General features: G+C 72.8%; 24 protein-coding genes. 9 read left to right on the top strand and 15 right to left on the bottom strand.

The genetic code is table 11. The features are described from left to right. The first annotated feature begins 50 nt into the window (after positions 1 to 50). The gene (locus ACFYZ4_RS36150) at positions 51 to 947 is read left to right on the top strand and encodes a DUF4231 domain-containing protein (RefSeq protein ID WP_351294584.1); all 897 of its coding nucleotides are present in this window, start codon (positions 51 to 53) and stop codon (positions 945 to 947) included. A gap of 33 nt (positions 948 to 980) precedes the next feature. On the opposite strand, the gene ACFYZ4_RS36145 is transcribed toward ACFYZ4_RS36150, so the two are convergent. The 4 genes from ACFYZ4_RS36145 to ACFYZ4_RS36130 all read right to left on the bottom strand — a co-directional run bounded on the left by ACFYZ4_RS36145 (position 981) and on the right by ACFYZ4_RS36130 (position 4,759). Next, complete coding sequence (locus tag ACFYZ4_RS36145) at positions 981 to 1,460, bottom strand: hypothetical protein (protein WP_390785964.1); 480 nt, start codon at positions 1,458 to 1,460, stop codon at positions 981 to 983. A 96-nt stretch (positions 1,461 to 1,556) separates the two neighbouring features. Next, entirely contained in the window at positions 1,557 to 2,444 is an 888-nt protein-coding gene (locus ACFYZ4_RS36140; RefSeq protein ID WP_384350747.1) for a S1 family peptidase, read from the bottom strand. Positions 2,445 to 2,579: 135 nt separating this feature from the next. Further along, on the bottom strand, positions 2,580 to 3,392 hold the full coding sequence (locus ACFYZ4_RS36135) for a DUF1684 domain-containing protein (protein ID WP_390785963.1): 813 nt from the start codon (positions 3,390 to 3,392) through the stop codon (positions 2,580 to 2,582). Positions 3,393 to 3,469: 77 nt separating this feature from the next. Then, positions 3,470 to 4,759 (bottom strand): DUF5685 family protein, encoded by a 1,290-nt coding sequence (locus tag ACFYZ4_RS36130; RefSeq protein ID WP_390785962.1) that lies wholly within the window; start codon positions 4,757 to 4,759, stop codon positions 3,470 to 3,472. A gap of 285 nt (positions 4,760 to 5,044) precedes the next feature. On the opposite strand from ACFYZ4_RS36130, the gene ACFYZ4_RS36125 reads away from it, so the two are divergent. Then, positions 5,045 to 5,494 (top strand): cell division protein SepF, encoded by a 450-nt coding sequence (locus tag ACFYZ4_RS36125; protein ID WP_351294569.1) that lies wholly within the window; start codon positions 5,045 to 5,047, stop codon positions 5,492 to 5,494. A 9-nt stretch (positions 5,495 to 5,503) separates the two neighbouring features. Here ACFYZ4_RS36125 and ACFYZ4_RS36120 read toward each other — a convergent pair whose 3' ends face one another. After that, positions 5,504 to 6,676, bottom strand: a complete 1,173-nt coding sequence (locus tag ACFYZ4_RS36120; protein WP_351294566.1) for an acyl-CoA dehydrogenase family protein — start codon at positions 6,674 to 6,676, stop codon at positions 5,504 to 5,506. Between the two features lie 156 nt (positions 6,677 to 6,832). Next, positions 6,833 to 8,491 (bottom strand): MFS transporter, encoded by a 1,659-nt coding sequence (locus ACFYZ4_RS36115; protein WP_384348364.1) that lies wholly within the window; start codon positions 8,489 to 8,491, stop codon positions 6,833 to 6,835. A gap of 282 nt (positions 8,492 to 8,773) precedes the next feature. On the opposite strand from ACFYZ4_RS36115, the gene ACFYZ4_RS36110 reads away from it, so the two are divergent. Continuing rightward, the gene (locus tag ACFYZ4_RS36110) at positions 8,774 to 9,889 is read left to right on the top strand and encodes a hypothetical protein (RefSeq protein ID WP_384348361.1); all 1,116 of its coding nucleotides are present in this window, start codon (positions 8,774 to 8,776) and stop codon (positions 9,887 to 9,889) included. Positions 9,890 to 10,128: 239 nt separating this feature from the next. After that, positions 10,129 to 11,190: a phosphatase PAP2 family protein gene (locus tag ACFYZ4_RS36105; RefSeq protein ID WP_351304683.1), complete on the top strand. Its 1,062-nt coding sequence runs from the start codon at positions 10,129 to 10,131 to the stop codon at positions 11,188 to 11,190. A 285-nt stretch (positions 11,191 to 11,475) separates the two neighbouring features. On the opposite strand, the gene ACFYZ4_RS36100 is transcribed toward ACFYZ4_RS36105, so the two are convergent. The 3 genes from ACFYZ4_RS36100 to ACFYZ4_RS36090 all read right to left on the bottom strand — a co-directional run bounded on the left by ACFYZ4_RS36100 (position 11,476) and on the right by ACFYZ4_RS36090 (position 13,899). Beyond that, positions 11,476 to 12,456 (bottom strand): helix-turn-helix transcriptional regulator, encoded by a 981-nt coding sequence (locus tag ACFYZ4_RS36100; protein ID WP_390785961.1) that lies wholly within the window; start codon positions 12,454 to 12,456, stop codon positions 11,476 to 11,478. 81 nt (positions 12,457 to 12,537) lie between these two features. Continuing rightward, positions 12,538 to 13,071, bottom strand: a complete 534-nt coding sequence (locus ACFYZ4_RS36095; RefSeq protein WP_390785960.1) for a hypothetical protein — start codon at positions 13,069 to 13,071, stop codon at positions 12,538 to 12,540. Between the two features lie 108 nt (positions 13,072 to 13,179). After that, positions 13,180 to 13,899, bottom strand: coding sequence for a transglycosylase family protein (locus ACFYZ4_RS36090; RefSeq protein WP_390785959.1), 720 nt, complete (start codon positions 13,897 to 13,899; stop codon positions 13,180 to 13,182). Between the two features lie 297 nt (positions 13,900 to 14,196). On the opposite strand from ACFYZ4_RS36090, the gene ACFYZ4_RS36085 reads away from it, so the two are divergent. Continuing rightward, complete coding sequence (locus ACFYZ4_RS36085) at positions 14,197 to 15,003, top strand: hypothetical protein (RefSeq protein WP_351298579.1); 807 nt, start codon at positions 14,197 to 14,199, stop codon at positions 15,001 to 15,003. Positions 15,004 to 15,210: 207 nt separating this feature from the next. Next, on the top strand, positions 15,211 to 15,573 hold the full coding sequence (locus tag ACFYZ4_RS36080; RefSeq protein ID WP_351298582.1) for a hypothetical protein: 363 nt from the start codon (positions 15,211 to 15,213) through the stop codon (positions 15,571 to 15,573). 54 nt (positions 15,574 to 15,627) lie between these two features. Here the strand turns inward: ACFYZ4_RS36080 and der are convergent, their stop codons facing one another. The 5 genes from der to ACFYZ4_RS36055 form a co-directional block, all read right to left on the bottom strand. Continuing rightward, positions 15,628 to 17,088, bottom strand: a complete 1,461-nt coding sequence (der, locus tag ACFYZ4_RS36075) for a ribosome biogenesis GTPase Der (RefSeq protein WP_351298585.1) — start codon at positions 17,086 to 17,088, stop codon at positions 15,628 to 15,630. 76 nt (positions 17,089 to 17,164) lie between these two features. Further along, positions 17,165 to 17,854, bottom strand: a complete 690-nt coding sequence (locus ACFYZ4_RS36070) for a lysophospholipid acyltransferase family protein (RefSeq protein ID WP_351298588.1) — start codon at positions 17,852 to 17,854, stop codon at positions 17,165 to 17,167. Next, a complete protein-coding gene (cmk, locus tag ACFYZ4_RS36065) occupies positions 17,809 to 18,516 on the bottom strand; it encodes a (d)CMP kinase (RefSeq protein ID WP_351298591.1) in 708 nt (235 codons plus the stop codon). Before cmk ends, ACFYZ4_RS36070 begins: the two co-directional genes overlap by 46 nt. 186 nt (positions 18,517 to 18,702) lie before the next feature. After that, positions 18,703 to 19,791 carry a prephenate dehydrogenase gene (locus ACFYZ4_RS36060; RefSeq protein ID WP_351298593.1) on the bottom strand — a complete coding sequence of 363 codons (1,089 nt, stop codon included), beginning with the start codon at positions 19,789 to 19,791 and terminating at the stop codon, positions 18,703 to 18,705. A gap of 129 nt (positions 19,792 to 19,920) precedes the next feature. After that, positions 19,921 to 20,370 (bottom strand): YidB family protein, encoded by a 450-nt coding sequence (locus ACFYZ4_RS36055; RefSeq protein WP_390785958.1) that lies wholly within the window; start codon positions 20,368 to 20,370, stop codon positions 19,921 to 19,923. 137 nt (positions 20,371 to 20,507) lie between these two features. Here ACFYZ4_RS36055 and ACFYZ4_RS36050 point away from each other — a divergent pair, with 137 nt between their 5' ends. The 3 genes from ACFYZ4_RS36050 to ACFYZ4_RS36040 all read left to right on the top strand — a co-directional run bounded on the left by ACFYZ4_RS36050 (position 20,508) and on the right by ACFYZ4_RS36040 (position 22,118). Continuing rightward, positions 20,508 to 20,849 (top strand): DUF952 domain-containing protein, encoded by a 342-nt coding sequence (locus ACFYZ4_RS36050; RefSeq protein WP_390785957.1) that lies wholly within the window; start codon positions 20,508 to 20,510, stop codon positions 20,847 to 20,849. An 83-nt stretch (positions 20,850 to 20,932) separates the two neighbouring features. Continuing rightward, on the top strand, positions 20,933 to 21,409 hold the full coding sequence (locus ACFYZ4_RS36045) for a Rieske (2Fe-2S) protein (RefSeq protein WP_390785956.1): 477 nt from the start codon (positions 20,933 to 20,935) through the stop codon (positions 21,407 to 21,409). 28 nt (positions 21,410 to 21,437) lie between these two features. Then, positions 21,438 to 22,118 carry a DNA polymerase beta superfamily protein gene (locus ACFYZ4_RS36040; protein ID WP_384348336.1) on the top strand — a complete coding sequence of 227 codons (681 nt, stop codon included), beginning with the start codon at positions 21,438 to 21,440 and terminating at the stop codon, positions 22,116 to 22,118. 30 nt (positions 22,119 to 22,148) lie between these two features. Here ACFYZ4_RS36040 and ACFYZ4_RS36035 read toward each other — a convergent pair whose 3' ends face one another. Further along, complete coding sequence (locus ACFYZ4_RS36035; protein WP_390785955.1) at positions 22,149 to 22,907, bottom strand: DNA polymerase beta superfamily protein; 759 nt, start codon at positions 22,905 to 22,907, stop codon at positions 22,149 to 22,151. Positions 22,908 to 22,910 lie beyond the last annotated feature (3 nt).

Below are 22,910 nucleotides of genomic sequence, written 5' to 3'. Positions count from 1 at the left end.
GCCTCCCGCCGCCCGCCACCCGACAGCAGGGGGGCGCTGTGCCCGACAGCATGACTTTCCGAAACGAGGACCTGCCGGCCCTCTTCCACCACACCGACCAGGCGGCGATCTCCCGGCAGCGGGAGTCCACCCAGGCCACGCGCGCCCAGCTGGTGCTGCTCGTGGCCGCCGCGGGGGCCGCGGCCCTGCCCTCGGGGCCGAAGCTGGGCTCGCTGTACCTCTTCGGGCTGCTGAGCGTGCTCGCGTACGCGGGGGTGCTGGGCGTGGGCATGCGGGCGACGCGGCGCCGGGCCCGCCCGCAGTGGCAGCTCAACCGCAGCGCGGCGGAGTTCATCAAGTCCCTGGCCTGGCGTTACGCCGTGCACGGGGCGCCGTTCGGCAGTGAGGTCGCCGCTCCCGAGGCGACGTACCGGACCCGGCTGGAGGCGGGTCTGGCCGAGCTGCGGAAGATGGGCTGGGACGATCCGCGGACCGCCGGGACGGTACCGGAGGGCGGGGAGATCACCGGCGCGATGCAGCGGCTGCGCGGCATGGACTACCAGGTGCGGCGGGAGACGTACGTCCGGGACCGGCTGATCGAGCAGCGCAACTGGTACCGGCGGCGCACGGAGGTGTCCCGGCGGGCGACGAACCTGTGGTCGTGGACGATCGTGCTGCTGACCTGCCTGGCGCTGCTGTTCGCGCTGCTGGGGTCGTTCGGGTCGGGGCCGGGGCCGAAACTGACCGCCCTGCTGAGCGCGGCGGCTGCGGCCGGCATCGCCTGGAACGAGGTGCGCCGCCATCATCCGCTGATCGAGGCGCACACCCTGATCGAGCAGGATCTGGCGGCGATGATGGTCGTGATGCAGACGACCATCACCGAGTCCCAGTGGCCTTCGTCGGTGTACGAGACCGAGCGGTACGTCTCCCCGCAGCACACCGACTGGCTGGCCCGGCACAGCAGTTGAGACCGGTGGGGGCGTGCCGGTACGGGGCGTGGCTCAGTCCCTGGACACGCCCTCGCGCCAGATGACGGTGACCGGCTTGCCGAGTGCCCGCGCGTAGGCGACGATCTCGCCGGTGCCGCCGTGCCCGCGGGCGGGCTGTCCGTCCCAGACGGCGACGAGGCGGTCGCAGGAGTCGGCGATGTAGGTGCCGGCGGCGTAGTAGGCCTCGTCCGTGGAACGGGCGAAGTCCATCCGGACCTCCTGCGTGGCACGGCGCTTGAGCCACCGGTAGCGGGCCAGGGCCTCGGCGCCCTCGAAGCCGCCCTCGTAGTCCCCGCTGGGGATCACCACGGTCAGTCCCGCGCCGCATTCGAGCGCGATGGCGGCGAACATCTGGTCCGCCCCTTCGGCGAGACTGGAGAACGCCTCCAACGGCCCTTCGTGGCCGCCCAGTACGGCGCGCAGGCCGTTCTCCACATGGCCGAGCAGTGCATCGGGAATGGACCGGTGCCCGGTCACGCCGATACGTTTCATGCAGAAACCTGCCTCCCCCGCGGACACGCACGCCTGGACATCCTCCCAGAAGGCGGGAGGACGTCCAGGGGTGCGACGGGGGCGCGTGGGGCACCGTCAGTAGACGCTGACCCCGTACGCGTTGAGGGCCTCGACGACGGGCTGGAAGAAGGTCGTACCGCCCGAGGAGCAGTTGCCGCTGCCGCCGGAGGTGAGGCCGACGGCGCGGGTGCCGGAGTAGAGCGGGCCGCCGCTGTCGCCGGGCTCGGCGCAGACGTTGGTGCGGATCATGCCGTAGACGACGTCTCCGCCGCCGTAGTTCACGGTGGCGTTGAGGCCGGTGACCCGGCCGCTGTGGATGCCGGTGGTGGAGCCGCGCCGGGTCACGGACATGTTGACCGTGGCGTTCACGGCGCTGGTGATGTCCTGGCTGCCGACGGTCCCCGGGGGCACCGGTGTGTTGCTCGCGTACTTGATGAGGCCGTAGTCGTTGGTGGGGAAGCTGGAGCCGGTGGTGGTGCCGAGCACGGTGGTGCGGGCGGAGTTGGTCCACCAGGTGCCCGCGCCGTCGGTGCAGTGACCGGCGGTCAGGGCGTAGTAGTTGCTGCCGCTGCGCACGTTGAAGCCGAGGGAGCAGCGCCAGCTGTTGGCGTAGATCGCGTCGCCGCCGGAGACCAGCTTGGTGAGCTTGCCGGGGGTGCGCTCGATGCGCAGCGCTCCCGCGTCCGCTCCGGCCTCGCGCTTGATTCTGTCGATCGCGGCGGCCGAGACGGTGGAGTCGGCGGTGACCACGAGGGTTCCGGTGGCGGGGTCGGTGTGCCAGGCGGTGCCTCCGACGTTGGCGCGCAGCACGGATGCGCTTGCCGACGCGAGCCGGTCGGCGCTGAAGCCGCCGCCGTCCCGGGGGTCCGCGGTCGCCGCCGTGGGGACGGCGAACGCTGCGGCGGCGGCCAGGCCGGTGGCCGCCGCGAGCAGCCTGGTACGGGTCATGCGCTTGATCCTCACTTCTCGTCCTCCTGGAGAGGGTCGGGGGCCCGGCGGATGTGGGGGTGGCCGAGCCCGTGAGGCGCAGCCGGGGGCACGGCGGGCGCATGAACTTTGGCCGTGCCCCTGACAAGCGCTGTCGGGAGTGTCCTGTCGTCAGATACCGGTCGCAAGAGCGGCTTTCAGCCTCCGCTCGCCCGCCGCCACCTCGAAGGGCAGCGTGTTCCCGGGCGGCGGAAACGGACAGATGAAGTGGTCCGCGAAGGCGCAGGGGGGCAGCAGGGACCGGTTGAAATCCACGGTGATCGCCCCGCCCGCGTCCGGTATGCCGGGCCGCAGGAAGCGGAAGCGGTAGCTGGAGCGCCCGCCGGTGGCGTCGCCGAAAACGGCCCAGAGGCTGCCGTCTTCGTCGACGGCGACCTGGAGGGTGTGCTCGGCGCCCTGGAAGGGGAAGGTCAGTTCTCCGCCGAGGCCGAGTCCGCGGGCCCGCCCGTCGGCGTTCTCCACCTGGACGCTCCGGTCCTCGGGGTACGGCCGGAACCGCCCGCGCGGCGCGAAGGCGGGGTCGTACGGGGTGGTCTCCATACCGGCGAAGGCCCGGCGGGCCTCGGAGGCGGGGTCGAAGACGCGTACCGCCCACTCCCCTTCGCGGCGGATCACCACGATCCGCACCTCCCCGGCGGAGAGCCGGGATCGTGCGGGCGGGGCCTCGTCGGCGGCCAGTACGGCGTCACCCGTGAAGGGTTCGCCGTCGAGGCGGAGGCCGTCCTCGGCGGTGGCGTGGAGCGCCACACCGCCGTCGGTCGTGCGCCAGCGCCCCGGAACGGCCGGAATTCGACCTTCCGGGTAATCGGCAAGCCAGTGGGTGGCGGTCAGCGCGAGGGGGCCGTAGGGGGCGGACACGGCCGCGGCCCTGCGCTCGTGCCAGGTCCGCCAGGCGGCCTGCGGATCGTCTGCGTCGTCGCTCATCCCGCTCACCCCTTCCACGCGGGTCCGGACGGGAATCCCCTCGTACGCCGTCCGGACCTGTGAAATCTGGAAGAGCCTCAGCAGTCGCAGCCGCAGCAGTCACAGCTGCAGCAGCCGTCGCCACTGCTCCCGCCACTACTGCCGGAGCCCTTGCCGTTGCAGCAGTCGCAGCACTCACAGGCGTCGCACCACGGGTCGCGCTTCTTCCGGGACCACGGGCCCTCGTGCTCGGTGCAGCACATCTGGCAGGTGCAGAAGAGCCCGAGGGCGACCGCGCAGCCGGCGAGGAGTCCGCGGCGCGGCCGCTGCGGCGGCGGCGCACCGCCGAATCCGCCCGGACCGGTGGGCGGCATCCCGGGGCCGCCCGTGCCACCGCCGTACGGAGCCCCGCCGTAGGGAGCCCCGCCGTACGGGTTCTGGCCGTACGGGTTCCCGCTCTGGCCGCCGTACGGTTGGCCCCCGTAGGGGTTGCCGCCCTGTCCGGCGGAGGCGGTCGCGGTGTGGGCGCAGCCGCCGGTCCCGAAGGCCCGGTCCACGGAGGTGCGCAGCTCGTGCACGAGCAGCCGGTGGGCGAGCCCCGCGTCCGCGAACTCCGCCTCGGCCAGCGCGAGCCGGATCCCGTGCAGGGCGTCGTCGCAGAGCCGGCGGGCCTCGGCGAGCGAGGTCCCGGTGGCGGTGAGCGGGTTCCAGGCGCCCGCAACGGCGTCGGCGCCCTGGTCCTCCACGGCGTCCAGCAGGTGCGCGAGCCGGCCGAAGTAGCGGCCCGCCTCGGCCAGCGCGGGGGCGTTGCCTGGCCGTCCGGCGAGCTGCGCGGTATGGGCGAAGGCGGCGGCCGTCGCGGTCTCCGTCGGCTCGGTCACCACGAGCACGGGCGTGCCGGGGCCCGCCAGCGTCTCGATGCCCGTCTGCCGGTCCACGGCGTCGACGAGCACCGCCGTGTCGAAGCCGAGCGAGGCCCCGGTGCGGGCGCCGGCCCGGTCCCAGCCGCGGGCCACCTTGCGCGCGGCGGCGGCGATGGGCGCACGGGCCAACAGCCCGTCCCGGTCCGCCACGTGGTCGCGCACCTTCGCGGAGGCGAGGACGAGCGAGACGGCGGCCGCGAGCCGCGCACCCTCGCCCTTGGCGACCGAGGCGGTGCGCATCCCGCGCATCGGGCAGGGCCCCGCGGTGCGCCGGGCGCCCGGCGCGGGACCCGACTGAGCCTCCGTCAGAACGGAGACGAGCAAGCCGTCATAGTTGGTGACGATCCGGGCGAACTGACCGTGGTCTCCCCGAAGTGCCAGACACAGCCCGCACAGATGGGCCATCCACTCCGCCTTGAACCGCTCCCCGAGCCGGTGCGTGCAAGGCCTGACGATGCCGAACAAACTGCTTCCCCCGTGTGTCGTACGCGTTCCTGCCGGGCATGGTAGCGAGCCGATTCGTTCACTCGAACGTCCCCATCGCTCACCCGCACGGCGGCAGTGGTCGTATTTTCACTCAGTCAGCAGTGGTAGCCACCAGGATCCTTGACCGTGCAACGGATGTTCTGCACCAGTACCGTCACGAAACCTCTGCGCGGCGGCTATCCACTTGGCGCGTTGTCAGCATCATGGACGAGCATAGGGGCAGCGGAGAGAAGACAGACTGACCGCGGTGAAAGGAGGCAGTCCATGGGTTCGGTGCGCAAGGCGAGTGCCTGGCTGGGTCTCGTGGAGGACAGCGACGACGAGCGCTACTACGACGACGACTACGCGGAGGCCCCTCAGGGTTCGGTGGCCGGCCCCGGCGAGCAGTGGGTCACCGACCCGCGGGTGAGGGTCGCCTCCGAGTCGGCCGTGGAGCACGGCCGCCGGATCGCGACGGTCACCCCGGACGGTTTCCGTGACGCGCGCGGCATCGGAGAGCTGTTCCGCGACGGGGTCCCGGTGATCGTGAACCTGTCGTCGATGGACCCGGGCGACGCGAAGCGCGTGGTCGACTTCGCGGCCGGCCTGACCTTCGGGCTGCGCGGTTCGATCGAGCGGGTGGCGACCAGGGTCTTCCTGCTGACCCCGGCCGACACCCAGATCGTGAGCGGCGAGCCCGGCGGCCGCTCGCGCGACTTCTTCAACCAGAGCTAGGCAGGGCCCTCACCGGAAGGCGTCGAGGCCGGTGAGCGCTTTGCCCAGCACCAGCTGGTGCATCTCGACGGTGCCCTCGTAGGTGAGGACCGATTCGAGGTTCGTGGCGTGCCGCATGACGGGGTATTCGAGCGAGATCCCGTTGGCACCGAGGATGGTCCGCGCGGTACGGCAGATGTCGATGGCCTCGCGGACGTTGTTGAGCTTGCCGAAGCTGATCTGCTCCGGCCGAAGGGTGCCCGCGTCCATCCGCCGGCCCAGGTGGTGGGCGAGCAGGATGCCCTTGTGGAGTTCGAGGGCCATGTCGGCCAGTTTGGCCTGGGTGAGCTGGAAGCCGCCGATCGGCTTGCCGAACTGCTCCCGCGTCCTCGCGTAGTCGAGCGCCGCCTCGAAACTGGCGCGCGCCGCGCCCATGGACCCCCAGATGATCCCGTACCGCGCGTGGCTGAGACAGCCGAGCGGCCCCTTGAGCCCGGTCACTCCCGGCAGCACCGCATCCGCGGGCAGCCGTACGTCGTCCATAACCAGCTCACTCGTCACGGACGCCCGCAGGGACCACTTGTGCTTGATCTCCGGCGCGGAGAAGCCCGCGGTGTCCGTCGGGACGGCGAACCCGCGGATCCCCTCGTCGGTCTGCGCCCACACCACGGCCACGGCGGCCACCGACCCGTTGGTGATCCACATCTTGCGGCCGTTGAGCACCCAGTCCGTGCCGTCGCGCTTGGCGTACGTCCGCATCGCGGCCGGGTCCGAGCCCACATCGGGCTCGGTCAGCCCGAAGCAGCCGATCAGCTCGCCGGCGGCCATCCCGGGCAGCCAGCGCTGCTTCTGCTCCTCGGAGCCGTACTTCCAGATCGCGTACATGGCGAGCGAACCCTGCACCGACACGAGCGAGCGGATCCCGGAGTCGGCGGCCTCCAGCTCCAGGCAGGCGAGCCCGTACTGCACGGCGCTGGCCCCGGCGCACCCGTAGCCCTGGAGGGACATCCCGAGCGCCCCGATGGCACCGAGCTCGCGGGCCAGCTCCCGGATCCCGGGCAGCTCACCGTCCTCGTACCACTGGGCGATGTGCGGCAGCACCCGGTCGGCGGCCCAACTGCGAACGGTGTCCCGGACGGCGAGGTCCTCGGGCCCGAGGAGCTCGTCGAGCCCGAGCGGATCATGGGGCAGGAACGCGGACACGGGGCCTCCCGGCGGCCTGAATAAAGAACCTGGCAACGCAAGTTTTTGCGCCCAGCCGACGCTATTGGCCCCCGCCGCCCAAATCCAGCCCCGGTTTTTCAGCCCCGCCGGCGTTTGAGGCGCGGGGGCTCGGGGGCAGCGCCCCCGCAACGGCGATCAGCCCGCGTGCTCGACCGACGCCGGCGCCCCGCACGGCTCCCCCTTGGCCTGCGCGGGCAACCGCACAGCATCCTCCGCCGGCCCCTCCGCATCCGCGGCCCCGCACTCCATCACCCGCGGCAGCCTCAACGCCATCACGGCCCCCGCGAGCAACAGCCCCGCGCTCACCACGAGAGTGACGTGCAGCCCGTGCACGAACGACTGCCGCGCCGCCGCGTACAGCGCGGCCCCCGCCGGCCCCCCGAGGTGCGCGGCGATCTGGTACGCCTCGCCGAGAGAGTTCGCCGCGCCCGCCGAATCCGCCGCGGAGACCCCCGGTACCCCCACCAGCCCCGGCCGGTACGCCGCGTTCATCACGCTGCCCAGCAGCGCGATGCCGATGCCCGCGCCCAGCTGGTACGAGGTCTCGCCGATCGAGGCCGCCCCGCCCGCGGTGGCCGCCGGGGCCTCGCTCAGCATCGACTCGTACGCGGCGAACAGCGTGGTCTGCAGTCCGAAGCCGAGCAGGATGAAGCCGATGGTCAGCAGCAGCGGCCGGTCCTGCTGGCCCATCAGCGTCAGCAGCAGCACGGCGAAGGCCGTCAGCAGGAAGCCGAGCGAGACCATCGTGCGCGGCCCGACCCGGCCCAGCGTGTACGACCCGGTGGCGCCCGCGGCCATGGCGGCGAAGGTCAGCGGCAGCAGCCGCAGGCCCGTCTCCAGCGGGCTGAGCTCCAGCACCAGCTGGAGGTACTGGACGGCGATCAGTTCCAGGCCGACCAGGGCCAGCATGGCGAGCACGATGCAGGCCACGGAGGTGGAGAAGGCGGCGCGGGAGAACATCCGCATGTCGATCAGGGGGTGCGTGCGCCGCTTCTGGCGTCGTACGAACAGGACGAGCAGTACCGCGCCGAGCAGCAGCGGGACCACGGCCTGCGCGTCGAGGAGGTGGCGTTCGGCGCCGAGCCGCTTGATGCCGAGCACCGAGCCGAGTACGCCGGCGGCTGCCATGAGCGCGCCGAGCACGTCCCACGGCCCGTCCGCGGAGCCGCGCGATTCGGGCAGCAGCCAGCGTCCGAGCGGCAGGATCAGTGCCATCAGCGGGATGTTGATGAGGAAGACCGAGCCCCACCAGAAGTGCTGGACGAGGAAGCCGCCGAGCACCGGTCCGCTCGCGGCGCCGACGGCGGCGACGGCGGTCCAGATGCCGATGGCCAGCGCCCGCTCGCGCCGGTCGGGGAAGACCTGGCGCAGGATCGACAGGGTGGCGGGCATGATCATCGCGCCGCCGATGCCGAGCAGGGCGCGCGCGGCGATGAGGACCTGGGCGTTGTCGGCGAGGGCCGCTATCGCGGAGGCGACGCCGAAGAGTCCGTAGCCGAGGAGGAGGATGCGGCGGCGGCCGACCCGGTCACCGAGGGTGCCGAAGAGGATGAGCAGGGAGGCGCAGACCAGCGGGTAGGCGTCGACGATCCAGAGGAGTTCGATGGGGCCGGGGCGCAGGTCCTCGGTGAGGGAGGGGACGGCGACGTGCAGGATGGTCGCGTCGAGTGCGACGAGGACCAGGCTGACGCAGAGGACCGCCAGGACGACCCAGCGGTTGGCTCCGCCGGAGGCCGCGCAGATCCGCTGCCAGGGGGAAGGGGTCCTGGCCCCGGCCGCGTTCGTCCCCGACATGCATGTACCTCCCAGGTGATCCCTCGCGCTCGGTGGACCAGCGTCTTGTGGAGCCACGGGGGGTGGTGCGCTGTGCGGCGTCCAACGGGGTCCGGCATCGACACGCGAGTGAACGGTCAGCGTACGCGAGTTCGTGCGTCCGACACGTGGCCAAGCTCTCATCGCGGCGACGGCCCAAGTGTGGCGTGTGCCACTCGCCCATCCCCCGGCCCTCCCCCACGTACACGCCTGCTCACGGCCCGTGGTCGCCGGACCCGGGCAGGTCCGCCGCCACCGATAATCATGCCCGTGAAGGATCTTGGATTGCGTCGGGCCGCGCCCGCTCTGGCCCTCTTCGCGGCGGTCCGGCTGCTGGGGCTGACCGTGCTCGCGGTGTGGGGCGCGGCGGCCGGCAGCAGCCCGCACACGCTGCTGTCGGCCCGCTGGGACTCGCTCTGGTACGCCCGCATCGCCGCGGAGGGGTACGGGTACGAGGTGGTCCTCCCGAACGGGGACGTCCACTCGAACCTGGCGTTCTTCCCGCTGCTGCCGTGGCTGGAGCGGCTGGTGTCGGCGGGGACCGGACTGTCGTACGGCTCCGCGGGCCTGGTGGTGTCGGCGCTCGCGGGGCTCGCCGCGGCCTGGGGGATCTTCGCCGTGGCCGATCTGCTGTACGGCCGCCGGGCCGGGGTGTTCGCGGTCGGGGTCTGGGCGGCGCTGCCCGTCGGGATCGTGCAGTCGATGGCGTACAGCGAGTCCCTGTTCACGGCGCTGGCCGCCTGGGCGCTGTACGGGGCCCTGCGCGGCCGGTGGCTGACGGCGGGGCTGCTCGCGGCGGGTGCGGGGCTGACCCGCCCGGTCGGTGCGGCGGTGGTCGCGGCGGTGTGGGTGGCGGCCGTCCTGGCGTGGCGGCGCGGGGAGCGGTCGTGGCGGACGGTCGCGGGGGCGCTGCTCGCTCCGGCGGGCGCGGCGGCGTACGTGCTGTGGGTCGGCGCGCGCACCGGGGGCGGCCTGCTCGGGTACCTGGACGTGCAGGGCGGCTGGGGCAACGGCTTCGACGGCGGCTGGGCCTTCGCCCGGTTCATCGGCGCGAAGCTGGCCTCGTCCGCGTTCCCCGCCGGTGTCGGGCTGATCGCGGGGGTGGTGCTGGTGCTGTGGCTGTACGCGACGTGCGTGCGCCGGCGGCAGCCGGCGCCGCTGCTCGTGTACTGCGGGATCGTCGTGGCGCTGGCGCTGTGCGCGTCCGGCTACTTCGGCTCCAAGCCCCGTCTGTTGCTGCCCGCCTTCCCGCTGCTGCTGCCGCCGGCGCTGGCCCTGGCGGGGTGGCGGACGCGGCGGGCGGCCCTGGTGCTGGGCGCGGCGGCCCTGGCCTCGGCGGTCTACGGGGCGTTCTGGCTGAACGGCTCGGGACCTCCATAGAGCCCCCACATAACGGAATGAATCATTCCCATCCATCTTTCAGCAAAAGAAATGACCTGCGGCAATAAAGTTCGGGTAAGTGACGGAAACAATTGCCGGGGCAGTGGATCTTCGGGCTTCCAACCACTGCCGAAATACCGCGAATTAAGCTCCGCGTGAGACCAACTCCACATCACATGGTCATCACAAAGCCAGCGATTCGCCCGGGCCGAGCAGCGGCGCGCGGTAACGTCGATTGAGTGCGTACCGACCAAATCCTGACCCGTCTGGAGCGGGTGTTCGCCCGGCTGGACCGGGAACCAGAGCGACCGGCTCATCTGCAAACCCCGCAGATGAGCCGGCACCGCGTCGTACTCCTGGGATCGACCCTCGTCTTCTATCTCGCCATCGTGGTGGCCGTACTGACCACTTCGTGGCTGGTCCGCCTGGACTGGCAGATCATGTTCTTCCGGCCCTACGAACAGTGGCCGCAGGTACACGCCTTCCTCGACTACCTCGTCGTGCTCGGCCAGCGCGGACCCACCGCCGTCATGGTCGCCGCCTGGCTCGGCTGGCGCTGCTGGCGCCAGCACACGCTCCGGCCGCTGATCACCCTCGGCGTGGCGCTGCTCCTGCTCAACGTCACCGTCGGGTCGGTCAAGCTCGGCCTCGGCCGGCTCGGCCCGCACTACGCCACGGAGATCGGATCCGCCGAACTCTTCGCCGGCGGCGATATATTTCCTTCGGGCCACACCGCCAACGCCGTCGTGACCTGGGGGATCCTGGCCTACCTGGCCTCCACCGTGGTCACCCGGCGGGTGCTGTCCGTGGTGTCCGCGGTCGTCTCCCTGAGCGTCGGCGCCACCACCGTGTACCTCGGCACCCACTGGGTGAGTGACGTCCTGCTCGGCTGGTCCGCGGGTCTGCTGATCCTGCTGGCGCTGCCGTGGTTCGAGCCGCTCATCGCCCGCGCCGAGGCCTACGTCTTCGACCTGCGCGAGCTGCTGCGCCGCCGCGCCGAGACCGGACGGATGCCCGCGCCGGTCGTCTCCGCGCTCACCCCGCTGCTCTCCGCGGGCGGTAAGTGGCAACTGCGGCGCGTCGACGAAGCCGTCGAGGAGCCCGTCCCGGTCCCCGCCGCGGCCGGCGCCGGCACGGCGCACTCCCCGGCCCCCCGGCCCGCCGCGCACCCGGCCGTCGGCCGGCCGCACCTGATCCGCTCCGAGCGGACCCCGGTCACCCCGGTCGGCAGCCGCCGCCCGGCGCACACCGAACGGGCCGCCGCCCGGGGGGCCGCGGCCCGTCCGATCGCCGGCGGCTGACGGACCCACCGCGGGGCGGTACGCACCACCTCACCCCGCGACACGAAGGCGGGCCCGGTCTCACCGACCGGGCCCGCCTTCGTCGTTCGTCAGCGTCGCGCCCGGACGTTCGTCCGTCCCGGGTCACGCTTGTGTCACAGAATATCTACAACCGCAAATTCTTATCCGAAGCGCGACACGCCCGACGTGCAAGGACTTTGGAATTCACGCCGAACGGCCCGGAATTCCCGCCGGAGATTGCCACGGCCCTCATGGACCAGACCAGCTGAATCCCCCTCAGGTCCGCTACATTTCCTTCACTTCTCCGGTCTCCACGGCCCTGCCCAGGAGATCCCGCGCGGCCCTGATCCGATCCGTCAGCTCCGGCGGCTCGACCACTTCGAACTCACAGCCGAGCAGCATGATGTGAATCACGAGAACGTCAAGGTTCGCCGCCCCGGTGCGCAGCAGGCAGGTCTGCCCGTCCACCGGTTCCAGGACCCCGTCGCTCGGCCCGACGATCCGTCCCGCCTCCTGTGCCGAAACCTTCAGCCGCACCACCGCCCGGGCCGCGTACACCCGCTGCGACACGCCCTGGGAGACGTACGCGGCGAGGTCCTCGGCGGGCGGCGGGCGCGGGGTGAACCGCGGTCCGTGCGGCGGTCTGGGCTCGATCCGGTCGGCGCGGAAGGTCCGCCACGCCTCCCGGTCCACGTCCCAGGCCACCAGGTACCAGCGCCGCTCGGTGCACACCAGCCGGTGCGGCTCGACGGTGCGGCGGCTGACGTTGCCCTCGTGGTCCCGGTAGTCGAAGCGCAGCCGCTCGCCGTCCCGGCAGACGGAGGCCAGCTCGGTCAGCACCGAGGCGTCCACCGTGGACCGCTCGGCCCCGCGCAGCATCGGCACGGTGAACTCGTTGAGGGCGGACACCCGGCGCCGCAGCCGCGAGGGCAGCACCTGCTCCAGCTTCGCGAGGGCGCGCACGGAGGCCTCGCCGATCCCCTCGACCCCGTTCCCGGCGGCGGTCCGCAGCCCGACGGCGACGGCCACGGCCTCGTCGTCGTCCAGCAGCAGCGGCGGCAGCTCCGCCCCCGCCCCCAGTTGGTAGCCGCCGCCGGTCCCGGGGCTGGCGTTCACCGGGTACCCCAGCTCCCGCAACCGGTCCACGTCGCGGCGGACCGTGCGTGCGGTGACCCCGAGGCGCTCCGCGAGATCGGCCCCGGTCCATTCGCGGTGGGCCTGCAACAGGGACAGCAGGCGCAGCAGTCGTGCGGAGGTGTCGAGCATCCCCCGAGTCTGCCAGCGGAGCCGGGCGGCGCGGAGCCGGACGGTCGCGGCCCGGACGGGAGCGGCCCGGGCGGCGGGGTGTCAGCAGGGCGGCGCCGGCGCGTCGTGGCCGCTGAGGTCGATCAGCCCGCACAGGCTCTTCAGCGACACCTTCCAGACCCCGTCGTCGAGCACCGCGATCCCCTTGCTGTCCTCCAGCGCCGGGACTCCACTGACCAGCAGGTCGTACGTCACCGTGGCCTCGGTGGGCGAGGTGAAGGTGATGTCCGAGATCTCCACCGCGGTGTCGGGGCTGTCGGGGTCGGTCCCGAAGAGGCCCAGCAGCATGGCGATCATCTCACCGTGTTGCAGCAGGTCGGCCTTCTCCTTGACGGGGGTCTCCGGGTCGAAGAAGGCGGCCCAGTTCTTCTCGATCTGATCCTTGGCGGCCGCGGGGTCCGCCGGGCCGTCCACGGCGGGCAGACCGGGAACGGCGGGGGCCACGACCGTGGGCGGAGCCGGGGCGCCCTGCCCGTCCGGCCCGGCGGCCGCGGACCGTCCCGCCGCGGCCGGTACGGCCAGCAGGACCGCTGCCAGCGCGCAGGCCGCGGCACGTGGGTGTCTGCTCTGGACCATCTGGCTCACCACCGGAGTCCGAGCGAGCCGTTCGGCTCGGTCCTTCCAGGGTCGGCGCCCGCGCGGCATCCCGCAACGCGCGCACGGGGCCGGCTGCGGACCCCGCTCTCAGCGCAGCGGGGCCGGGGCCTTGGCGGGCGGCGGCGCCGGCACGGCGGGGAACGAGGTCCCCGGCGCGGCGGGCGCCACCGGAACCACCGACTCAGGACTCGGCTCCGGCTCCGGCTCCGGCCGCTGCTCGGGGACCGTCAGCAGCATGCCCACCGCGATCGCCTGCGGCCGCGCCCCGATCAGCTCCCGGTTCGCCTCGTACAACGCCCGCCACCCGCCCCGCACCCGGTGCTTGCGCGCGATCGACACCAGCGTGTCCCCGGCCCGTACCGCGTGCATCCGCCCCGCCAGCCCGTACCGCTTCGAGCACACCGGCCAGGCGTTCCACCCCTGCGAGCCGAGGAGCTCCTCCGCGACCCGGATCTGCTGTCCCCGGGTCGCGAGGTCGGCGCGCGGGGCGAAGGCCAGCCCCCCGTACTCCTTCCAGGTCGGCTGCCAGAACTGCAGCCCCCCGTAGAAGCCGTTGCCGGTGTTGACCGCCCACCGCCCGCCGCTCTCGCAGTCGGCCACGCAGTCCCAGGGCCACTCCCCGCCCGGTCCGCAGTCCCCCGGCCCGCTGCCGATCACCCCCGGCGAGCCGGGGTGCGCCGCGCCCGCCGGTCCGGGTGCGGGCGGTGGCGGAGCCGCGGCCGCGGGGCCGCAGGGACGTACGAGCACCAGCACGGCGGCAGCGGCGACGCCGACGGCGGCGGCCCGGCGGATCCGGAGGTTGGGCATCGGGTCACGCTACGCAGCCCCCCGCGGCCCCCTCCGGCCCGCCACGCGGCGGGTCACCGCACCCCACCCGGTCGGCCGACCCGCCACCCCTGCCCCAAACGGCCATACCCGGCCGCCAACTGAGCACAACCAGAAAACAGTTGGCACGAAAACAACGCTCCGATCAGACGGTTCACTCTTCCGGGGGCCCGGTTCGATTCCGTTCCCTCCAATGGCGTGACCCCGGCCGCCGCTCCCCCGTTGAGCCCGGCGAGCCGGGAGTCCCCCGGCCTCGCACCTATGCCGAGGAGCCACCCCGTGCCGCGCATGCTCGACGTCAGTGATGAGGTACGTGCCGAGATCGGTGACGAAGAAGCCGACAGGCTGCTCGTCGGCGAGGACGCGCCGCGCAGTTACGACTGCACTTCCTGCCGCACCCCGGGCGACCCCGAGAACGACCGCACCAGCACGGTGCTGTTCGTCGGCGAGGAGACCGCCGTCCTCGCGTTCGCCCACGCCACCTGCATCCCCTCGCAGGTCGTCTCCGTCTCCGAGGAGCAGCTCCAGGGCGCCGTCCGCAGCATCACCGGCGACAGCCCGGCGCCCGGCGCCGACGGCGGCGGCCCGCAGAACGTGCCCGGCGGCCAGGCAGTCCTCGGCATCACCAGCGGCCTGATCCTCATCGCCGGCGAGCTGCACCCCGCCCTGGTCGTCGAGCCGACCGCGCCGATCGCCCGCCCCGGCAGCGACGGCCCCGGTGACGACTTCCTGCCGCTCCTCATCGAGCAGGGCTTCATCCCGGTCACCGACACCGCCGAGCTGCCCACCGTCCTGGGCGGCTGGTCCGTCCTGCTGGCCGGCGGCCAGCTGCACGCCGTGCTGCAGCCGGGCACCGAGGGCGGCGGCCAGGTCGCCTGGTGGCAGGCGCACCAGGCGCTGTCGGTCACCGACGGCTGGCGCGCCGCCGTCCAGAAGACCCAGCGCGTGCTCATCTACGCCGCCCCGGTCGGCTCCATCGGCCAGCAGCCCCGCGAGGACCTGCTGCGCGACGCGCTCGACAAGGCCGCCGCGTCGGGCAAGCTCGTGGCCGCCGCGATGCCCCTGGCGGGTACGCCCGGGGCCTGATCCAACGGATCACCGGAACGGCCACCAGCCCCCGGCGAGGGGGCCCGGTGGCGTGCGCCGGGGGTGTGCGGTCCGTCCCGTACACCCCCGGCGATCTGCGTTTACTCCCCCGTCACCCCGCATCCGCAAGCCGTCGGTTTCGTTGGCTGATACGTGCATTCATACGACTCCTCCCGCGCCCCGTCCTATCCGAGCACCGTCCCCGCGATGCGCCCCGCACGCGACCGGGACAGCGCTCCGGCCGTCTCGCACACCCCGATCTACGACACGCTGTACTCCGAGTACCTGCGTGCCTTCCGGGCACTGCCGGGCGACCGTACGGGCGAGGAGGACCTCGGGTTCACGGCCTTCTCCTACGGGAGCGGGTACGCCGGCGGCAGCTCGTACGGCAGCGGCTGGAACGGTTCGGCATGGCAGCGGACCGACGACTGGCAGCCCTCGTACACCCCGCAGCCACAACCGGCCTACTCGTCCGCGGGCAGCCCCGGATACGCCGGCGGGCGGCAGCACCAGACCGGGATGACGCACGTCCCGGCGGCCCTGCCGCCCGCTCCTCGCCGGGGCTACTGACCCCGGACGGCCCTTCCGCGTACCGCGGCCTGCGCCGCGACTCCTTCTCGGCCGCTACTTCTTCTTGTGCTGGGCGCCGCGCTTCTCGCGCACCCGCACGGAGATGTGGATCGGGGTGCCCTCGAAGCCGAACTCCTCGCGCAGGCGGCGCTCGATGAAGCGCCGGTAGCCGTGCTCCAGGAAGCCGGAGGCGAAGAGGACGAACCGCGGCGGCTTGCTCCCCGCCTGGGTGCCGAACAGGATGCGGGGCTGCTTGCCGCCGCGGATCGGGTGCGGGTGGGCGGCGACGACCTCACCGAGGAAGGCGTTCAGCCGGCCGGTGGGGACGCGCGTCTCCCAGCCCGCGAGGGCGGTCTCGATCGCCGGGACCAGCTTCTCCATGTGACGGCCGGTGAGCGCCGAGACGTTCACCCGCGGCGCCCAGGCGACCTGCTGCATCTCGGTCTCGATCTCGCGCTCGAGGTAGTAGCGGCGCTCCTCGTCGAGCTCGTCCCACTTGTTGTAGGCGATGACGATCGCGCGGCCGGCCTCGACGGCCATGGTGATGATGCGCTGGTCCTGGACGCTGATGGTCTCGGTGGTGTCGATGAGGATCACCGCGACCTCCGCCTTCTCGACGGCGGCGGCCGTGCGCAGCGAGGCGTAGTAGTCGGCGCCCTGCTGGAGGTGGACCTTCTTGCGGATGCCGGCGGTGTCGACGAACTTCCAGGTGATGCCGCCGAGCTCGATCAGCTCGTCGACCGGGTCGCGGGTGGTGCCGGCCAGCTCGTTGACGACGACGCGGTCCTCCTTCGCCACCTTGTTGAGCAGCGAGGACTTGCCGACGTTCGGGCGGCCGATCAGCGCGATGCGGCGCGGGCCGCCGGGGGCGGCGGCGCCGAAGGTCTGCTCGGGCGCCTCCGGCAGGGCCTCCAGGACGGCGTCGAGCATGTCGCCCGTACCGCGGCCGTGCAGCGAGGAGACCGGGTGCGGCATGCCGAGGCCCAGCGACCACAGGGAGGCCGCGTCGGACTCGCCGCTCTGGCCGTCGACCTTGTTGGCGCACAGGACGACGGGCTTGCCCGCCCTGCGCAGCAGGCGGACGACGGCCTCGTCGGTGTCGGTGGCGCCGACCTTGGCGTCGACGACGAAGACGACCGCGTCGGCGGCCTCGATGGCGTATTCGGCCTGGGCGGCGACGGAGGCGTCGATGCCGAGGACGTCCTGCTCCCAGCCACCGGTGTCGACGACCTTGAAGCGCCGGCCGGCCCATTCGGCCTCGTACGTGACGCGGTCGCGGGTGACGCCGGGCTTGTCCTCGACGACCGCCTCGCGGCGGCCGATGATCCGGTTCACCAGGGTCGACTTGCCGACGTTCGGGCGGCCGACGACGGCGAGGACGGGCAGCGGGCCGTGGCCCGCCGCCCCGATGGCGCCTTCGACGTCCTCGATGTCGAAGCCCTCTTCCGCGGCGAGCTCCATGAACTCCGCGTACTCGGCATCGCCAAGTGCTCCGTGGTCGTGCTGGTCGTTCATGAAGTCCGTTCCTCGTCGTTCGTGGTGGTCGGTGGTACCCGCGCAGCGCGGTTCCACTACTGGTTTCAAGTCTCGCTCAGCGCCCGGTGAGGCGCTTGGCGTCGGCCAGGTGGGCGGTCAGCCGGTCCTGGATGCGTGTGGTGGCCTCGTCCAGCGCGGTACGGGTACGTCGGCCCGTGCCGTCGCCGGCGTCGAAGGCGGAGCCGAAGACGACGTCGACCCGGCTCTTGAAGGCCGGCAGCCCCGGGATCAGCTTTCCGCGGCTGTCGCCGCTGCCCAGGACGGCCACGGGCACGATGGGCGCTCCGCTGCGGACCGCGAAGTACGCGAGGCCCGCGCGCAGCGAGGCGAAGTCTCCTTCGCCGCGGCTGCCCTCGGGGAAGATCCCCAGGGCCCCTCCGTTGTCGAGCACCTTCAGGGCGCGGCCTATCGCCGTCCGGTCGGTGCCGGTGCGGTCGACCTTGACCTGCCCGATCCCGTCGAGGAAGGGGCCGAGCGGGCCGACGTACGCTTCCTTCTTGATCAGGAAGTGCAGGGGCCGGGGTGCGGTGCCCATGACCATCGGGCCGTCTATGTTGTGCGAGTGGTTCACGGCGAGGATCACGGGACCGGAGGCGGGCACTTTCCAGGCGCCCAGCACGCGCGGCTTCCACAGCCCGTACATGAGCCCGATGCCGATGCGCCTGCCGACCGCCGCACCCGTGAGGGAGGGCGATTCGCTCACTTGCGGCCCGCCCGCTTCTCTTCCACCAGGGTCACGACGCATTCGATCACCCGGTCGAGCGTGAGCTCGGTGGTGTCCACCTCGACGGCGTCGTCGGCCTTGGCCAGCGGGGAGGTCTTGCGGCCGGAGTCGGCCGCGTCGCGCTTGATCAGCGCCTCCTTGGTGGCCGCCAGGTCGGCGGCCTCCTTGCCGCGGAGCTCGCCGCTGCGCCGGGCGGCGCGCGCCTCGGCGGAGGCGGTCAGGAAGATCTTGAGGTCGGCGTCGGGCAGCACGGTGGTGCCGATGTCCCGGCCCTCGACCACGATCCCCTCGGCTTCCACGGCCGCCGTGGCGGCGATGGAGCGCTGGAGCTCGGTGATCAGGGTGCGCACCTCGGGGACGGCGCTGACGGCGCTGACCTTGGAGGTGACCTCCTGGGTGCGGATGGGGCCGGCGGCGTCCAGGCCGTCCACCGTGATGGTGGGGGCGGCCGGGTCGGTGCCGGAGACGATGGCGGGCTTGCCCGCGGCGACGGCGACGGCCTGCGGGTCGTCGGTGTCGACGCCGTTGGTGATCATCCACCAGGTGATGGCCCGGTACTGGGCACCGGTGTCCAGGTAGCGCAGCCCGAGCTTGGCGGCCACGGCCTTGGAGGTGCTGGACTTGCCCGTGCCGGAGGGACCGTCGATGGCGACGATCACGGCGGACGGAGCTGCGGTTTCCACGGTGCGGGCACCTTCCTGGTTGCGCGTACGTGTCCGGGCGCGGCAAAACGCCCCTCCCCAAGGTTACCGGCCCCCGGCGGCTCCCGGCCCCGCCTTGTTTTCCGGCCGGGAACACCCCCGGCCGGCCGTGCGGATCCGGCCCCGCCCGGGGTGCCGGGGGCGGCGCCCCCGGCACGGACGGCGCGGCTACTGCTGCCGCAGCGCCCAGCCCCGTTCCCGCAGCTCGGCCGTCAGGCCGGCCACCGCCCGCGGCTCCACCATCAGCTGCACGAGGCCGGCCTGCTGGCCCGTCGCGTGCTCGATCCGGACGTCCTCGATGTTGACCCCGGCCCGTCCCGCGTCGGCGAAGATCCGCGCGAGCTCGCCCGGCTGGTCGCTGATGAGCACGGCCACCGTCTCGTAGACCGTCGGCGCCGCACCGTGCTTGCCCGGCACCCGCACCCGGCCCGCGTTCCCGCGCCGCAGCACGTCCTCGATGCCCGCCGCGCCGCCGCGCCGCTTCTCCACGTCGGCCGACTGGAGGCCCCGCAGCGCCTCCACGGTCTCCTTGAGGTCGGCCGCGATCCCGGCGAGGACGTCGGCCACCGGCCCCGGGTTGGCCGACAGGATCTCCACCCACATCCGCGGGTCGGAGGCGGCGATCCGGGTCACGTCCCTTATGCCCTGCCCGCACAGCCGGACCGCCGTCTCGTCGGCCTCCTCCAGCCGGGCCGCGACCATGCTGGAGACGAGCTGCGGGGTGTGCGAGACGAGCGCCACCGCCCGGTCGTGCGCGTCCGCGTCCATCACCACGGGGACGGCCCGGCACAGGGCCACGAGCTCCAGCGCGAGGTTCAGCACCTCGTGTTCGGTGTCCCGGGTCGGGGTCAGCACCCACGGGCGGCCCTCGAAGAGGTCCGCGGTGGCCGCGAGCGGTCCCGACTGCTCCTTGCCCGCCATCGGGTGGGTGCCGATGTAGGCGGTGACGTCCACGCCGAGCGCCGCGAGTTCCCGCCGCGGGCCGCCCTTGACGCTGGCCACGTCCACGTAGGCGCGCGCCGCCTTGCGTCCGATCAGGTCGGCCAGCGTCGCCGCCACGTGGGCCGGCGGTACGGCGACGATCGCGAGGTCGACCTGGCCCTCGGGCGCCTCGTCGGTGCCGGCCCCGAGGGCGGCGGCGGTACGGGCCCGGTCCGGGTCGTGGTCGGCGAGGTGCACGGTGATCCCGCGCGCCGCGAGGGCGAGCGCCGCGGAGGTGCCGATCAGTCCGGTTCCGATGACGACGGCGGTTCTCACGGGCGCTCCAGGGTTGCGTACGGCACGGTGACGGGACTGCCCGGCCAGGGTAGCCAGAGCGGACGTGCGAAGGCCCGGCGGTCCGTCCGGTGGGACGGTCCGTCGGGCCCGGGCTGTCGTCGCCGAGGGTCAGAGCGCCTGTGCCTTGATGATGTCCTCCAGCGAGCCGGACGGCACCTGCCCCTGCGGGGTCAGCTTGTCGACCGCCTGCGGCAGCGTCTGCGCGATCTGGTCGGCGGCCTGCTCCGGGGAGACGCCGGCCTGTTCCGCGGCCTTCTGGAGGGCTCCGTCCGGCAGCGCCTCCTTGATCTGGTCGGCGCTGACGGGCTTGTTCTCACCGGTGCCGATCCAGGACTGCGCCTGGTCGGCGAGGCCGGACTTGGTCAGCATGTCCATCAGGCCGCCGAGCGGATTGTTCGCACCGTTGCCGGCGGCCGCCTGGCCGCCGGCGCCGCCGGCGCCACCGGCGCCGAGCGCGCCGATCAGCGCGCCGAGGATGTTGCCGGCGCCGCCGCTCCCGCCCTGGCCGCCGCCCCCGAGGAGGCTGCCGAGAAGAGAGCCGAGGTCGTTACCCGCCATGGTCCTGCCTTTCGAAGAGGGACCGGGCCGCGCGGACAGCGCCGTACCCGGCTTCAAGACACGGACAATGTCACCCATACCGCCTCATGCCGCCACCTGATGCGCGACCCCCGGGCCGCTGCGGTAGAACGATCCGCATGATCTTCCACATCGTTCCGCTCGCCGACTGGGCCGCCGCGCCCGCGCTCCCCTACGCCCCGCCCTCACTGGACTCGGAGGGCTTCGTGCACTGTTCGGCCGATCGCCCGACGGCGCTCGCGATCGTCGACGCGCACTACCGCGAGGTGCCGGGTACGTTGCTCGCGGTGGAGCTCGACGAGGACGCCCTGACCGCGGAAGTCCGCCGCGAGGGTGAATCGGGCGTCCGCTACCCACATGTCCACGGTCCGTTGAACCGGGAGGCCGTGATCCACGTGTGGGAGGTCGTACGCACACCCGGCACCCCTGCCTCACTGGCCCCATGGGAACCGGGCCGATGAAACGGCGCGGCAAGCTTCACCTGAGGCTCGCCGCAGGCCAGGATGCTGCACGCCCTTCCCGGCCACAACGCGAGGAGAGACTCATGAGCGACCCCACGCACACCGCCCGGCGCACGGTACTGGCGGCGGGCGCGGCCGCCCTGGCCGGCGGTGCGCTGACCGCCTGCGGCAGTGACGGCGAGAAGACCCCGCAGGGCGAGGCGAACGGCTCGGCGTCCGCACCCGCCGGCGCCGCCACGGCGGCCACCCCGGAAGCCGGTTCGGCGGCCAAGGAGGTCCTCGTCAAGGCGGTGGACGTACCCAAGGGCGGCGGCACGATCCTCAAGGAGCAGAAGCTCGTGGTCACCCAGCCCACGGCCGGATCCTTCCGCTGCTTCACGGCGGTCTGCCCGCACCAGGGCTGCCTGGTCAACAAGGTGGCCAACGGCAGCATCGACTGCCCTTGCCACGACAGCAAGTTCGCCATCGCGGACGGCGCGGTGACCAAGGGGCCCTCCACCAAGGGACTGGCGGAGAAGAAGATCAAGGTCGCGGCGGACGGCACTATCTCACTCGCATAGCGGCAGGTCAGGCACCTACGCTCGCCCCATGGACGATCTGACACTGGTACGGGACCACACGGTCTACCGGTGCGTGATGGGCTCCCGGGCGTTCGGGCTGGCGACGGAGGCGAGCGACACCGACCGGCGCGGTGTCTACCTCGCCCCGGCTCCGCTGTTCTGGCGGTTCGAGAAGCCCCCCACGCACGTGGAGGGCCCGCGGGACGAGGAGTTCTCGTGGGAGCTGGAGCGCTTCTGCGAACTCGCGCTGCGGGCCAACCCGAACATCCTGGAGTGTCTGCACTCGCCCCTGGTGGACGAGCTCACCCCGGTGGGCGAGGAACTGCTCTCGCTGCGCGAGGCCTTCCTCTCCCGCCGGGCCCACACCAGCTTCAGCCGGTACGCGGCCTCCCAGCGCGGCAAACTCCTCGCCGACGTCCGCGTCCACGGCGCCCCGCGCTGGAAGCACGCCATGCACCTGCTGCGCCTGCTGCTGTCCTGCCGCGACCTGCTGCGCACGGGCCGCCTGACCATCGAGGCGGGCCCGTACCGCGACCGTCTCCTCGCCGTCCGCCGCGGGGAGCTCGCCTGGGACGAGGTCGACGCCTGGATGGCCCGCCTCCAGGAGGAGACGGAGGCCGCCCTGGCCACCACGCCCCTGCCCGCGGAGCCGGACCAGGCCCGCGTCGAGGACTTCCTGGTCCGCGCCCGCCGCGCGTCGGTCACGTAGCGTCGGTCACGTAGCGTCGGTCGTGTGGCGTCAGTCGCGCAGCGTCCGGCGCCGGACGACGAACGCGTCGAGGGCCTCGAACGCCGACCCGTGCTCGGGCAGCGCGGAGGCCGACTGCGCCGCGTCCAGTACGGCGTGCAGCGCCTCGAAGTCCGCGCGCACCCCGCCGACGGCCGGGCCCTCGTAGCCCCCGTGTTCGGCGGCCACCTTGGCCTCGATCAGGGCGGCGAGGTACGGGGGCGCCTCGGGCACCTCGGCCAGCAGGGTCGGCAGGTGCGCCTGCACCGTGCCCGACCGCATCAGGTGGACGCCGGTGAGCAGCGCCCGGAACGCGTACAGCAGCGGCTTGAGTTCTGCGGCCTTCTCGAAGAGCCGCCACTGGGTGTTGGCGAACCCCCGGTAGTGGTGGGCGTGGTGGGAGGTCAGCACCCCCGGGGCCAGCGCGATCAGCTCCTCGTGCGCCGGTGTCGTGTGGACCACGAGCGGGGAGAGCAGCTGCTCCAGGACGTAGCCATTGCGGTTCAGCATCAGGCGGACGAACTTGCGCAGGTCGTGCGTGACGAGGTCCATCTCCACCTCGTCCCGGTCCCACATGCGGGTGCGGGTCTCCTCCGGTTCGCGCAGGCCGAGGAGGGCCTGCGCCGGCAGGAGGTGGGCGCCGCGCAGGTCGATGTCGGAGTCCCGGGACGGGAAGCCGTACAGGTGCGCGCCCGAGACCGTGGCGAAGAGCAGCGGGTCGGGCTGCTCCGCCACGACGGGGGTCAGGTCGATACTCAGTGCGTCCAGCATGGA

The sequence above is a fragment of the Streptomyces sp. NPDC001513 genome, from assembly GCF_042894695.1.
Lineage (GTDB): Bacteria > Actinomycetota > Actinomycetes > Streptomycetales > Streptomycetaceae > Streptomyces.
Note: the sequence above shows the minus strand (reverse complement) of the source record. Positions and strands in the feature narration are given on the sequence as shown.